Origin of the sequence: Sphingobium sp. 3R8, from assembly GCF_020166615.1 — a bacterium.
Lineage (GTDB): Bacteria > Pseudomonadota > Alphaproteobacteria > Sphingomonadales > Sphingomonadaceae > Sphingobium > Sphingobium bisphenolicum.
The window spans coordinates 43947-57418 of the sequence record NZ_JAIQXR010000022.1 but is presented as its reverse complement, the minus strand read 5'-3'; the positions used below and the strand labels follow the sequence as shown (position 1 = coordinate 57418).

12 protein-coding genes are annotated in these 13472 nt (G+C 61.2%); 7 read left to right on the top strand and 5 right to left on the bottom strand.

Annotation, left to right across the window (positions count from 1 at the left end; genetic code table 11):
• The first annotated feature begins 429 nt into the window (after nucleotides 1-429).
• Nucleotides 430-1404: a hypothetical protein gene (locus K9B33_RS18715; RefSeq protein ID WP_224550576.1), complete on the top strand. Its 975-nt coding sequence runs from the start codon at nucleotides 430-432 to the stop codon at nucleotides 1402-1404.
• Between the two features lie 259 nt (nucleotides 1405-1663).
• On the opposite strand, the gene K9B33_RS18710 is transcribed toward K9B33_RS18715, so the two are convergent.
• Entirely contained in the window at nucleotides 1664-1882 is a 219-nt protein-coding gene (locus K9B33_RS18710; protein ID WP_224550575.1) for a hypothetical protein, read from the bottom strand.
• A gap of 335 nt (nucleotides 1883-2217) precedes the next feature.
• Nucleotides 2218-2469, bottom strand: a complete 252-nt coding sequence (locus K9B33_RS18705) for a hypothetical protein (RefSeq protein ID WP_224550574.1) — start codon at nucleotides 2467-2469, stop codon at nucleotides 2218-2220.
• Nucleotides 2470-2879: 410 nt separating this feature from the next.
• Here K9B33_RS18705 and K9B33_RS18700 point away from each other — a divergent pair, with 410 nt between their 5' ends.
• Nucleotides 2880-3458: an ATP-binding protein gene (locus K9B33_RS18700; protein WP_318011153.1), complete on the top strand. Its 579-nt coding sequence runs from the start codon at nucleotides 2880-2882 to the stop codon at nucleotides 3456-3458.
• A 583-nt stretch (nucleotides 3459-4041) separates the two neighbouring features.
• Here the strand turns inward: K9B33_RS18700 and K9B33_RS18695 are convergent.
• From K9B33_RS18695 to K9B33_RS18685, 3 genes are all read right to left on the bottom strand, one after another.
• On the bottom strand, nucleotides 4042-4425 hold the full coding sequence (locus tag K9B33_RS18695; protein WP_224550573.1) for a polymer-forming cytoskeletal protein: 384 nt from the start codon (nucleotides 4423-4425) through the stop codon (nucleotides 4042-4044).
• On the bottom strand, nucleotides 4406-5491 hold the full coding sequence (locus K9B33_RS18690) for a M23 family metallopeptidase (RefSeq protein WP_224550572.1): 1086 nt from the start codon (nucleotides 5489-5491) through the stop codon (nucleotides 4406-4408). The genes K9B33_RS18695 and K9B33_RS18690 overlap by 20 nt, the downstream gene beginning before the upstream one ends.
• A gap of 256 nt (nucleotides 5492-5747) precedes the next feature.
• Nucleotides 5748-8048 (bottom strand): putative bifunctional diguanylate cyclase/phosphodiesterase, encoded by a 2301-nt coding sequence (locus K9B33_RS18685; RefSeq protein WP_224550571.1) that lies wholly within the window; start codon nucleotides 8046-8048, stop codon nucleotides 5748-5750.
• 353 nt (nucleotides 8049-8401) lie between these two features.
• Here K9B33_RS18685 and rpsL point away from each other — a divergent pair, with 353 nt between their 5' ends.
• The 5 genes from rpsL to rpsJ all read left to right on the top strand — a co-directional run bounded on the left by rpsL (nucleotide 8402) and on the right by rpsJ (nucleotide 13341).
• The gene (gene rpsL, locus K9B33_RS18680; RefSeq protein ID WP_004208728.1) at nucleotides 8402-8773 is read left to right on the top strand and encodes a 30S ribosomal protein S12; all 372 of its coding nucleotides are present in this window, start codon (nucleotides 8402-8404) and stop codon (nucleotides 8771-8773) included.
• Between the two features lie 15 nt (nucleotides 8774-8788).
• On the top strand, nucleotides 8789-9259 hold the full coding sequence (gene rpsG, locus K9B33_RS18675; protein WP_224550570.1) for a 30S ribosomal protein S7: 471 nt from the start codon (nucleotides 8789-8791) through the stop codon (nucleotides 9257-9259).
• Between the two features lie 163 nt (nucleotides 9260-9422).
• Nucleotides 9423-11495 carry an elongation factor G gene (fusA, locus tag K9B33_RS18670; protein ID WP_224550569.1) on the top strand — a complete coding sequence of 691 codons (2073 nt, stop codon included), beginning with the start codon at nucleotides 9423-9425 and terminating at the stop codon, nucleotides 11493-11495.
• A gap of 137 nt (nucleotides 11496-11632) precedes the next feature.
• Nucleotides 11633-12823: an elongation factor Tu gene (gene tuf, locus K9B33_RS18665; RefSeq protein WP_066606490.1), complete on the top strand. Its 1191-nt coding sequence runs from the start codon at nucleotides 11633-11635 to the stop codon at nucleotides 12821-12823.
• A gap of 209 nt (nucleotides 12824-13032) precedes the next feature.
• Nucleotides 13033-13341, top strand: coding sequence for a 30S ribosomal protein S10 (gene rpsJ, locus K9B33_RS18660; RefSeq protein ID WP_007686587.1), 309 nt, complete (start codon nucleotides 13033-13035; stop codon nucleotides 13339-13341).
• Nucleotides 13342-13472 lie beyond the last annotated feature (131 nt).

Genomic DNA, 13472 nt, shown 5'->3' with positions numbered 1-13472 from the left:
GAGAGCCAAGTTGGGTCCGTAAGGCTGCTGATCGGCGTGGATATGAACGGCCCCTTCAACCCCAAAAGAGGGGCCATGTCGCTTTTCTGTTAACCTTTGGCAAAATCAAATGGCCGAATTCCGCCATTTCTCTTCGATTAACCAAAGTCGATAACGTTAACGACTCAGTGAATCTCGCTTGGCCTGATTGATTCGTTGAGCGGTTTCAGATAAATCCAAATTCATCAAGCGCAAGTTACTCGCACTTGTTCCAGACATATCAAGCAAGAAAAACGCGCATTAGTGCGGGTCTCTGGCGTGCCTGTATTCTTTGACATCTTTGGATGTCTGACAATTCAATCGCGCAAATCGCGCTTTTGAAAATAACCAACTGTGCGTTGGCGACGCGTGCGCTTGGTCTTTTTGTGTCGCCATGGATGAGGTATTTTTATGACTGATATTAATGTTGAAATCGATATGAGCGAAAATGATCGGGGTCAGCCTTACATGGTTGATTGCCTGAATGATCCCAAGCACTCTCGCTTTGGAAAGAATAAAGATTACGAAGACCTGCTCTATATCGTCACGGAGTTTCGTGAAAAGTCGCTCGTTATGGGTGATCGTGCAATGGCAAGCTACGAACTGAAAGGACGCCGTGAGGTTTATAATCAGATCAGCCACGCATTTCAGATCGCCCAGACACTGCTCCACCGTAGCAACCAGCATCACTTGGAAAATCTTCTTAAGGAATGTGGCATGACTGCCCAAGCTCAAGCCTTTGAGAAAAAGAAAGGCACGAACTGGTGGGCATATGTCTGTGCATTGCTCTATGGTTCCTGGCAAGAGAAGGACGAGGAAGGTAGCGTGTTCTTGGTCTTTGAGCGCAATCGCTCTGCCGAAAAGTATGGCAATGTTATGCGCCATCTTTACGAGAACAAAGTGAAGGCCAATGCAGCGGCGATGTATATCGAGACGTTCAACGATCCTGTCTTTGGCAAGGCGCTTCTGGGCATCGAACGGGCGGACCGTGCAAAGCATGCCAAGCAGCCTAAGGGTGGTAAGCTGGAATTGAAGCACAAGAAGGGCTTTATCCAGCGTGGCGAAAGCACGGACAATGATGATGTGTTTTACACTGACAAGCCCGTGGGTCTGCCTGACGCTGTTGAGTTTGGCACTGCTACGTTCAAGGTGTTCGGTAGCAAGCTTATGATTGTTGGTTACGAGCGTTGGGAGGAAGAGCGCTATGAAAAGCACGTCATTGCTCGTGGGCGTAAGATCAAGAAGCTTGAGGACGAGGTGCGTGCTGCTGACAAGAAGCGTAAGGCAGAAAGTTTAGCTGCAACTCAGGTATTTGAAGCTGAAGCCGTCGATGATGAATGCGATCCATTTGCGACTGACATCATGGTCGCTGATACTTTTTCCTAAACGACATATGCCACCGCGTTAGTGTGGCAGCATTATAGCCCATGGAGACGCTTATGCGTTCCAGCGACGGCCTGTGAAACGCTCTCATGGTTCGCCGTGGGAGCGTTTTCGTTTCTGTCCCACTATTAGTGGGCCGTCCCGTGATCGGGAAATATCTACATAGTAAATTCCCGCATTTAATCGGCATCGACATCATGCGTGATGGATATATGTGGGTAGAATGGGGGTCTGCCTTCGTGATCGAAGGCCGATAAGCTTATTAGTTTGATAGCGGCCGCAACTTGCCGATATAGGAAATGCGGCGGGCCTTTTCTGCTTCCTTCTTCTGCTTCTGGTGATCCTTCACCGATTGCATAGCCTGTTTTGCTATATCGACGTCGCGCTTTTTGGCGGCCACAAGCGATTGCTCAGGCGTCAGCGGTTTATTGGGCTTCTTTGGCCCTTTCGGTTTGGTCGTTGCAAATTCATAGAATCTCATGCCGTATTTATGCTCGGCCACATTATGGATGAGGCGCGAGGGGAGATTATGGGGCGGAGATCGACAGGGGGATTTCTAATTGAGCTGGCCGTCATCGGCTCGCTTGCTGCTGGCGCATGGGTTCAGAAGAATACCAGCGTGTCGGGTGGCTATGTCATCATCCCCGCGTTGGCGATCCTCGTTCCGCTCTATTTCTGGAATTATATGCGGCCTTGGGGCCGTCGCAGGAGATGGCGTCCGCGCATAGTCGGCCAACTGCGGCAACCATATGATAGACGGTCGCGGTCGAATGGCTGGCAGCAGCCCAAGGAGCGGCAATTTCCAGCTTGGTCAGTTTACGCCGTTGCTGCTGTCCTGATGGTCGGCACCTTCTGCGCTGTGTTCTTTTGGCCCAGCAGCGAACCGAGCGAGGCGGCTTCAATCGCAATACCCGCGTCAACGGCAACCTCTACGGTTGATGCTCCTACGCCCAAAGCCAGCAGACAGGCGTTCGCCAGTTTACCAGAGAGGCCAGAGGCACCCGTCAGAGCGTCGGAAATGTATGGAGTTCCGTCTGATCGCTTCTTGTGCCGTGTCAGCAGCATCACCGACGGCGATACCTTGCGATGCGTTGACGGCACGAGGATCAGGCTTCACGCGGTTGCTGCTCGTGAAAGCGATGAAACCTGTAAGGTTGGTCATCCTTGCCCTTCAGCATCGGGCGCTTCCGCTACATCCAAACTGACTGAGCTTGCCTCTGGCCAAACCCTACAATGCGAGCAGACGGGCACCAGCTACAACCGCGTGACTGCCGTTTGCTGGAACAAGGCAAACACGGAAATCAACTGTGCGATGGTTCAAAGCGGCACCACTGTCATATGGCCCAAGTTCAATCAGCAACGGGCGATCTGCGAATGAAGATGATGAGACGCCTACTGTTTTGGACTGAGGTTTTCGTCGTTGCGGGGCTAACGCTTTTGGGGTCCGTCCAAATGCTGCTGTCGTTTGGGCGCACACTTTGGAACGCTCTTTGAAACCGCAGATTTCTGCGGATTTCGGGCGAATTATTTTTCAGTCTACATACGTTGCAGATTGCGTGCAGCTCATTGCGGCGATGAACCCGTGCCGCTGCGGCCATCTGGGCGATCCGGCGCTGGCCTGTTCGCGCGCGCCACGATGCGCGGCGGATTATCAGGCCAAGGTGTCGGGGCCATTATTGGATCGCATCGACCTGCATGTCGAGGTGCAGGCGGTGACGGCCGCCGATCTGGTGCTGCCGCCGCCCGCCGAAGGATCGGCCGAGGTCGCGGCGCGGGTCGCGGCGGCCCGCCGCGTCCAGACGGCGCGCTATGCCGGGAGTAAGCTGCGTACCAATGCCGAGGTGGATGGCGAGCGGCTGGAGGAGGTCGCCGGGCCGGACGAGGCGGGGCGGCAATTGCTGGCGCAGGCCGCCGCCGCGATGAAGCTGTCGGCGCGTGGCTATACGCGGGTGCTGCGCGTGGCCCGCACGATCGCCGACCTGGCGGGCGCGGAGCGGGTCGGGCGGGTGCATGTGGCGGAGGCGCTGAGCTATCGGCGACGGGCGCCGGTAAATTGAGGGTGTGACCAATTAACGACCATTCTCAGTCGCCACTGTCGTCATGCCAGCGAAGGTTGGAATCTCACATCTTCAGGAGAAGCGCGGGAAAGAAAAGGGAAATCCCAGCTTTCGCTGGGATGACGGAGGAAAGCAGACTGTCGCCCAACCACCCCTTTTCGTCATTCCCGCGTAGGCGGGAACCCATCTCCCAACCTCTCGGCACAGCGCAAAGGCTGGAGATGGATCCCCGCCTACGCGGGGATGAGAGTATAGAAATGGGGCGTCAGCAAACCACTACGCCTCTTCATGGCACCGGCTTGACGCTGAGTAGCGTGTAGAGGCCGATCAGGAGGCCGCTGCCGGTGAAGGCGAGCAGGAAACGGCGTATGTCGGGCCAGAGTTCGAAATCGTCCATGGCGCACCTCTTCCCGTTGGGATGATGGCGCGGGGATTAGGAGCGCTGCGGCGGCGTGGCCAGTGACAAATATGGTTAGAGGCGGAGAGCGCGACGTGCTCCCGCACAGGCGGGAGCCCAGTTCGACCCGGTCGCATGACCGCAAGTGCGGGACTGGGTTCCCGCCTGCGCGGGAACACGGGGCTGTTACCCTGCGCTGTCGTTGGCGATCAGCTTCAACTCGGCGGCGGGGGCGTCGCTGTCACTGGGGCGGAAGCGGCCTTCGATGCGGCTGCCCGGTTCGATCGTGATGCGTTCATAGACGACGTCGCCGGTGATCCGGGCGCTGCTTTCGACCACCAGTTCGCCCGCGGCGATCGACCCGTCAACCAGGCCCGCAAGGCGCGCGCTCTGCGCGGTGACATGGCCGGTGATGCGGCTGTCCGGCCCCTGCACCAGGGCGGCGCAGCTTATGTCGCCCTCGATGGCGCCATCGACATGCAGGTCGACCGACGCGGCGAGGTTGCCGGTGATCGTCACGTCGCTGCCGATCAGCGAGAAGGGGATGGACTTACCCCCGGTCGCGGACATCGGCGAAGCGGGCCGTGGCGATTTGCTGGACTTGGAGAACATCTTTGCGGGCCTCCAGGAAAGGGCGGGGATTGACGGCCTGGCCGTTCAGCCGGACCTCGAAATGGAGATGGGTGCCGGTCGAACGGCCGGTCGATCCCATCCGGGCGATGGTGTCGCCGCGCGCGACCTTCTGGCCGACGCGGGCGGAAAAACCGGACAGGTGGGCGTAGCGGGTCATGATGCCATTGCCATGTTCGACCTCGACGACATTGCCATAGCCCTGGCGCTGGCCGACATAGCTGACCTTGCCGTCGGCGGCGGCGGTGATCGGCTGGCCGTAGCGGCCGGGAAAGTCGAGGCCGGCATGGAAGGCGGCATGGCCGTTGAACGGGTCGCGACGGTATCCATAGGAGCTGGTCAGCATCGGCGATCCGGTCGGGCGGCCTGAGGGAATCGTGAGCAGGCTGCGTTCCAGAAATTCCATGCGCGACATGGCGTCGGCCAGATTTTCCAGTTCGTCGGTCAGCGCGCCCTTGTCGCCCTTCCATGGGACGAAGGGGCCACCCTGGGCGCGGGCGGCGCTGCGGGCGAGATTGTCGGGGTTGAGGCCGAAGCTGCGGATCGCGGCGGCGGCCTTGTCCGCGCGGCGCTCGACTGCGGCGGTCAGCAGGGTGGCGAATTGACGCTGGCGCGCTTCCAGCCGGACCAGCGGTGCGGCTTCGGGCGCCAGGCTGATCTTGGCGGTCAGCGCGTCGGATTTTTCCGCCCTGGTCGGGGCGGCCATGTCGCTGCCCGCGGACTTATCGTCCTGATCGCCGAAATGGGTCTTGTAAAGGTCGTCCATGAAGTCCTGGCGGGCTTCGAGATCCTGCGCCAGATCCTCGACCGACTTGCGATAGCCCTCGACCTTGGTGGCGGCAGTGGCGACCGAGCGGCCCTGCTGCGCCAGCGCGGCGCGTTCCTGCGCGACCGATGCGCTGCCGGCGAGCATCGACAGGGTCATGCCGCCCCAGCCGAGCAGCGCGGCGGACGTCACGCCGATCGCGGCAAGCTGCGCGCGGCGCGAGATGCGGAGGAATTTCACCTGGCCGCCGGAACGGAGGAATATCTCCCGTTCCGGGCATAGGGCGAGCAGCCGTTCCCGGAGGGGAGCGACCCCCTTCTTCTTCTGATGCGACAATGCGACCCCGACTCTTATATAGCGAGGGGGCCGGTAGCAAAGCTTTGCCTTTCGCGCGAATCCGTCGTTGCGGAGTCGTGACGAGTCGAGCGATCGATGCGGCGAAATGATCGGTCTGGCTTTTTGTTCCCTGCTTCGGTCGATTATTTGCGGATTTATTTCAGATCTGGCGGAATTGATCCTGCCGGCCGAGCATGGCTTCGACATCCGCCGCGCGGATGGCGGCGCTGAAATGATAGCCCTGCCCCATATGGCACCCGCCGGCCCGCAGATAGTCCACCTGCTGCTGGTTCTCCACGCCTTCCGCCACGGTACGGATGCCCAGGCTATAGGCCAGGTTCAGCACGGTGCGGACGATGGCGGCGTCGTCCGGGTCGGTTTCGAGGTCGCGGACGAAGCGCTGGTCGATCTTGATGACGTCGATCGGGAATTGCTTGAGGTGCGACAGCGACGCATAGCCGGTGCCGAAATCGTCCAGGGCGATGGCGACGCCCGCGTCGCTCAGCCGTTGCAGCAGGCGGCCGACCCGGTCGGCATTACGTCCCAGGAACACCGATTCGGTTACTTCCAGTTCGATGATCGAGGGCGGCAGATCGGCGTCCGCCAGGCGGCGCAGCAGGCGGTCGGCGAAATCATCGTCGTTGAGGTCGGCGCCCGACACGTTGAAGGCGACATGGCCGAAGGGCAGGCCGGCGTCGCGCCAGCGGCGGCAGTCGGCCAGGATGCCGTCGATCATCTGCGCGGTGATGGCGGGGCCGAGTTCGGGATGTTCGAAGGCGGCGGCGATGTCGGCGGGCATGATGACCGCGCCGGCGGTCGTGGGGCAGCGGAACAGCGCTTCAAATCCCACCGGTGCGCCGGTGGCGAGATCGATTTTGGGCTGATACCACGGGCAGGGGCGTTCCTGCGCCAGAATGTGCCGCGCCCGGTCGAGCATGGTCGCCTCGCGCTCCCAATTGGCGAGCAGCGCCGGCTCGAACAGGGTCGCGCGCCCGCGCCCGCTATTCTTGGCGTGGTAGAGGGCGATGTCGGCATGTTTGACCAGTGCGGTGACATCGCCGCCATGGTCGGGGAAGAGCGCCACGCCGATGCTGACCCGCGCCTCGATCGGCCGGCCGCGATAGCTGAGCGGCGCATGGAGATGATCGGTGATGCGCGCCAGGATTGGTGGAAGCGCATCCGCATGCGGCAGGCGCGTCAGCAGCACGGCAAATTCGTCGCCGCCCATGCGCGCCACCAGATCGCCCGGTCGCAGCGCCAGGCGCAGGCGGTCCGCTACGGCGCAGAGCAGCGCGTCGCCCGCATCATGCCCTGCGGTATCGTTGACCCGCTTGAATTCGTCCAGATCGATCAGCAAAATCGCCGATTGGGCCGAATCCACCAGTCGGCTGGCCGGGCCGCTCGTCGCCTGGGTCTGGGTCACTGCCGCCATGAAATGGGCGCGGTTGGCAAGGCCAGTCAGTGCGTCGGTCATGGCCAGCCGCTCGAGATGTTGTTCGGCTTCCTTGCGTTCAGTGATGTCCACGACGCTGGTCACGATGCAGGGCGTGTCGTCGACGACGATCGGGCGCGAGGACAGCAATGTGTCGCGAATCTGTCCGTCCGCCCGGCGCAGGCGGCATTCGAAATTGTCGACGCGCTCCTCGCGCTGCAACATCCCGAACAGCAGGTTGCGGATCGGCAGGTCGACATAGGTCTGCTCCACATGCGCAAGGGGGATGTCGCTGCCGGCGGCAAAGGCGTCCTGCGCGGCCTGGTTCAGGCGCAGGATGCTGCCGTCGTGCCGGGTGACGAGCAGGGGGATGGGCACGGCCATGAACATCCGCTCCAGCGCGTCGAGGCTGTTGGCCAGCGCCGCCTGCGCCGCCTGCGCCAGTCGGCCGGCCGTCCATTCCTGCCGTTGCAGCCGGTTGTGCCGGGTGATGGCCATCCACATGCCGCAATGCAGGATCAGCATCGCCAGGACCATGCCGATCGCTGTCTGACTATGCGGCGCAGGGGCAAGATAGCCGGTCAGCATCGCGACAGCGCAGGCCAGGCCGCCGCCGGCATTGCCGCGGAAGCTGGTGGGCACGACGAGGTAGAAGACGAGCGGCAGCATGACCAGCACGAAGAGGGCAATGTCGCTGCGCGAACTGACGAGCAGCGCCACGCCGATGGCGGTGATCCCCTGCCACAGGAAGCAGAGTCGCTCCAGCGCGGAGAAGCTGCGGGTGTAGCGCCACAGGGCAAGGCACAGCAGCGATCCTGCGACGACGGCGAGGCGGGCGGGAATGGCGACCCAGAAATGGGGGGTGCCGGCAAAGCGCCAGTCGCTGATCAGGAAGATGGCGTTCAGCAGCGCCGACAGGGCGAACAAGGTTCTGGCATGGCGGCGGGTTTCGGGGAGTCGTTCGGCCTGGAACGCCGATTCCCGGTCGGGATCGCGAAACTCGCCGGTGAAAGGGGATAATATCGTCACGTCGCGTCCAGGCTGAGCGGGTTGTCATCATAGGACTGTTAAGGTTATCAATTTACTAAGTGCCTGAAAAAGCGTGTAGCTGAAAAGCGCCGATCGCCGCCGCCGCTGCTCGCTTGACCGGCCGGGCGTCGATGGCTATAGGCGCGGCTGCCCAGCGACCTTGCCGTGCGAAGACTCGTCTCCTCGCGTCATATCAACTGGGCGACACTAGAGCTGAACATTACCGGGTGCTCTTGCGGCTCCAGGGGGGCTTATGCCCACCGGGGCCTTTGCCGTTTGGACGAATCATTCCTCCAGGCGGTGCGAGGCGCGGGGATGCCCAGGTAAAGTAACTGAAAAAGGTGAAGGGCTTCATGCCAACAATCAACCAGCTGGTCCGCAAGGGCCGCGAGCTGCAGAAGACCAAGAGCAAGGTCCCTGCAATGGATGCAAACCCGCAGAAGCGCGGCGTTTGCACCCGCGTCTATACGACGACCCCGAAGAAGCCGAACTCGGCGCTTCGCAAGGTGGCCAAGGTTCGCCTGGTCAACCAGCGCGAAGTCATCACCTATATTCCGGGTGAAGGCCATAACCTGCAGGAGCACAGCGTCGTGCTGATCCGCGGCGGCCGTGTGCGAGATCTTCCGGGCGTGCGCTACCACGTTCTTCGCGGCGTTCTGGATACCCAGGGCGTCAAGGATCGCAAGCAGAGCCGTTCGAAGTACGGCGCGAAGCGTCCGAAGTAAGGGGAGAACAATAATATGTCACGTCGTCGTCGCCCCGAAAAGCGCATCATCCTGCCCGATCCCAAATATGGCGATCAGGTTCTGTCCAAGTTCATGAACAGCATCATGCAGGACGGCAAGAAGGCCGTTGCTGAATCGATCGTCTATGGCGCTCTCGAAACCGTCGAGACCCGCGCCAAGAAGGATCCGATCGGCCTGTTCCATGACGCGCTGAACAATGTGAAGCCCGGCATCGAAGTCCGCAGCCGCCGCGTCGGCGGTGCGACCTATCAGGTTCCTGTGGAAGTCCGCCCCGAGCGGTCGCAGGCCCTGGCGATCCGCTGGCTGATCACCGCAGCGCGCAACCGCAGCGAAACCACGATGGCCGCGCGCCTGTCGGGTGAGTTGCTGGATGCCGCCAACAACCGCGGCAATGCCGTGAAGAAGCGCGAAGACACGCACCGCATGGCGGAAGCGAACCGCGCCTTCTCGCACTATCGCTGGTAACAATGATGAACGGGAAGGTCGCCGCAGGGTGTCCGTCCCGTTTTTCGCTCTAAAAATCCATCCGTTCGTCGTGGGCCTACCCATGGCGAACGGATTGGTTTAGGGGCCACGCCCAGATCAAACGAATCCCCAACCGCCGGCGCACCGGCAACGGAGAAGCATCATGGCCCGCAGCCATCCGCTCGAGAAGTATCGCAATTTCGGTATCATGGCGCATATCGACGCCGGCAAGACCACCACGACCGAGCGTATCCTTTACTACACCGGCAAGTCCTACAAGATCGGCGAAGTCCATGACGGCGCCGCCACGATGGACTGGATGGAGCAGGAGCAGGAGCGTGGGATCACCATCACGTCGGCTGCGACCACGTGCATCTGGAACGATCACCGCCTGAACATCATCGACACCCCCGGTCACGTCGACTTCACCATCGAAGTCGAACGTTCGCTGCGCGTGCTGGACGGCGCGGTCGCCGCGTTCGACGGCGTCGCCGGCGTTGAGCCGCAGTCGGAAACCGTGTGGCGCCAGGCGGACAAGTACAAGGTTCCGCGGATGTGCTTCATCAACAAGCTCGACCGCACCGGCGCCAATTTCTATTATTGCGTGCAGACGATCATCGATCGCCTGGGTGCGATCCCGGCCGTCCTCTATCTCCCCATCGGTGCGGAGAGCGAGTTCAAGGGCCTGGTCGACCTGGTCGAGAATCGCGCCATCATCTGGAAGGATGAGAATCTGGGCGCCGAATTCTCCTATGAAGAGATTCCGGCCGACCTCGCCGACAAGGCTGCCGAATATCGCGAAAAGCTGATCGAACTCGCCGTCGAACAGGACGACGAGGCGATGGAAGCCTATCTCGAAGGCAATCTGCCCGACACCGCGACGCTCAAGGCGCTGATCCGCAAGGGTACGCTGAACCAGTCGTTCGTGCCGGTGCTGTGCGGCTCGGCGTTCAAGAACAAGGGCGTTCAGCCCCTGCTCGACGCAGTCGTGGACTATCTGCCTTCGCCGCTCGACATCGAAGACGTGCAGGGCATCAATCCCGACACCGACGAACCCGACAGCCGCGCGACCGCGGACGACGCGCCCTTCTCGGGTCTGGCGTTCAAGATCATGAACGATCCGTTCGTCGGCTCGCTCACCTTCCTGCGCGTCTATTCGGGCACGCTGACCAAGGGTACGTACCTGAACTCGGTCAAGGACAAGAAGGAAAAGATCGGCCGCATGCTGTTGATGCATGCGAACAGCCGTGAAGACATCGATGCGGCCTATGCCGGCGACATCGTCGCGCTGGCCGGCATGAAGGAAACCACCACCGGGGATACGCTGTGCGCCGAGCGCAAGCCGATCATCCTGGAGCGGATGGAATTCCCCGAGCCGGTCATCGAACTGTCGGTGGAACCCAAGACCAAGGCCGACCAGGAAAAGATGGGCGTCGCGCTCAACCGCCTGGCCGCCGAAGATCCGTCCTTCCGCGTCTCGACCGATCACGAATCGGGCCAGACCATCATCAAGGGCATGGGCGAGCTTCACCTCGAAATCCTGGTCGACCGCATGAAGCGCGAGTTCAAGGTCGAGGCGAATGTCGGTGCGCCGCAGGTGGCCTATCGCGAATATCTCAAGAAGGCCGTCGACGTCGACTACACCCACAAGAAGCAGTCGGGCGGCACCGGCCAGTTCGGCCGCATCAAGGTGAAGGTCACGCCGGGCGAGCGCGGCGCGGGCATCATCTTCAAGGACGAGATCAAGGGCGGTAATATTCCCAAGGAATATATCCCGGCGATCGAGAAGGGTATGCGCGAAACCGCGGCGACCGGTTCGCTGATCGGCTTCCCGATCATCGATTTCGAAATCAACCTGTATGACGGCGCCTATCATGACGTCGACTCGTCGGCTCTGGCGTTCGAAATCACCGGCCGTGCTGCGATGCGCGAAGTCGCGCAGAAGTCGGGCATCACGCTGCTCGAACCGGTCATGAAGGTCGAAGTCGTCACCCCGGAAGAATATCTGGGCGACGTCATCGGCGACATGAACAGCCGTCGCGGCCAGATCCAGGGCACCGATACGCGCGGCAACGCGCAGGTGGTCGAGGCGATGGTTCCGCTGGCCAACATGTTCGGCTATGTGAACTCGCTGCGTTCGTTCACCCAGGGGCGTGCGAACTATTCGATGATCTTCTCGCACTATGACGAAGTGCCGCAGAATGTGGCGGATGAAGTCAAGGCGAAGATGGCCTGATGACTTTCCCGTGCCGAGCCGTGCGAACGGCTCGGTTAGGGGCTGGTAATCTGTAAATTTGCTGCTATGGACGCGCCTTCGCGAGGCGCGGCCGAGCGGTCAGACCCAAGCTGATTTTGATTAGAAGGTAGGATAAAATGGCTAAGGCTAAGTTTGAGCGGAACAAGCCGCACTGCAACATCGGCACCATCGGTCACGTCGACCATGGCAAGACCTCGCTGACCGCAGCGATCACCAAGGTGCTGGCCGAGACCGGCGGCGCGACCTTCACGTCGTACGACAACATCGACAAGGCGCCCGAAGAGCGCGAGCGCGGCATCACCATTTCGACCGCCCACGTCGAATATGAGACCGAAGCCCGTCACTATGCGCACGTCGACTGCCCGGGTCACGCTGACTACGTCAAGAACATGATCACCGGTGCCGCCCAGATGGACGGCGCGATCCTGGTGGTGTCGGCCACCGACGGCCCGATGCCCCAGACCCGCGAGCACATCCTGCTCGCCCGTCAGGTCGGCGTGCCGCAGCTTGTCGTGTTCATGAACAAGGTCGACCTGGTCGACGACGCCGAAATCCTCGAGCTGGTCGAGCTGGAAATCCGCGAACTGCTCAGCAGCTACGATTTCGACGGCGACAACATCCCCGTCATCCCCGGTTCGGCCGTTGCCGCGCTGCAGGATAAGACGCCTGAAATCGGCCATGACGCCGTTCTGGCCCTGATGGCGGCCGTCGACAGCTGGATCCCGCAGCCCGAGCGTCCGGTCGACAAGCCCTTCCTGATGCCGATCGAAGACGTGTTCTCGATCTCGGGTCGCGGCACCGTCGTCACCGGCCGTGTCGAAACCGGCATCATCAAGGTTGGTGAAGAAGTCGAGATCGTCGGCCTCAAGGACACCACCAAGACGACCGTCACCGGCGTGGAAATGTTCCGCAAGCTGCTCGACGAAGGTCGTGCAGGCGACAATATCGGCGCCCTGGTGCGCGGCACGAAGCGTGAAGACGTGGAGCGTGGTCAGGTTCTGGCGAAGCCCGGCACCATCACCCCGCACACCGAATTCGACGCCGAAGTGTACGTCCTGTCGAAGGAAGAAGGCGGCCGTCACACCCCGTTCTTCGCCAACTATCGTCCGCAGTTCTACTTCCGCACCACGGACGTGACCGGCGAAGTGATCCTCCCCGAGGGCACCGAGATGGTCATGCCTGGCGACAACGTGAAGCTCGGCGTGAAGCTGATCGCCCCGATCGCCATGGACGCCGGCCTGCGCTTCGCGATCCGCGAAGGCGGCCGCACCGTCGGCGCAGGGGTTGTCGGCACGATCTCGAAGTAATATAGGACCGCAGCGGCGCGAATCACCCGATTCGTGCCGCTGAGGATTTTAACCGCCCCGGATCGCCTTTCTCCGGCTCGCAAGAGCTAGAAGGGCAGTTTGCGGGGCGGATATTTTTTGGTTGGCGCATTTTCACAAGTCATCGGCTGCTCCGGCTGATTTTTGAAAATGCTCTACGTTTTTGGCTCTTTCGCATCGGTACAGGAACTATGGACAGCAACATCCGCATCCGCCTCAAGGCGTTCGATCATCGCGTGCTTGATCAGGCGACCGGCGACATCGCCGACACCGCCCGCCGCACCGGCGCCCTTATTCGCGGTCCCATTCCCCTTCCGACGCGCATCGAAAAGTTCACGGTCAACCGTGGTCCGCACATCGACAAGAAGTCGCGCGAGCAGTTCGAGGTCCGCACCTACAAGCGTATGCTTGACATTGTGCAGCCGACGCCGCAGACGGTCGACGCGCTGATGAAGCTGGACCTGGCTGCCGGCGTGAACGTCGAGATCAAGTTGGCCTAAAGCCGACAAGTCCCTGCTTTCTGAAAAGAGGGCAGGGTATCGGGCATTTCGGGAAACCGGAAGCTCACACGACACAAGGGATACCGCACAGCACTGGGCAACCAGCGGGTCTGTGGTTCTGGTCCCCCGTC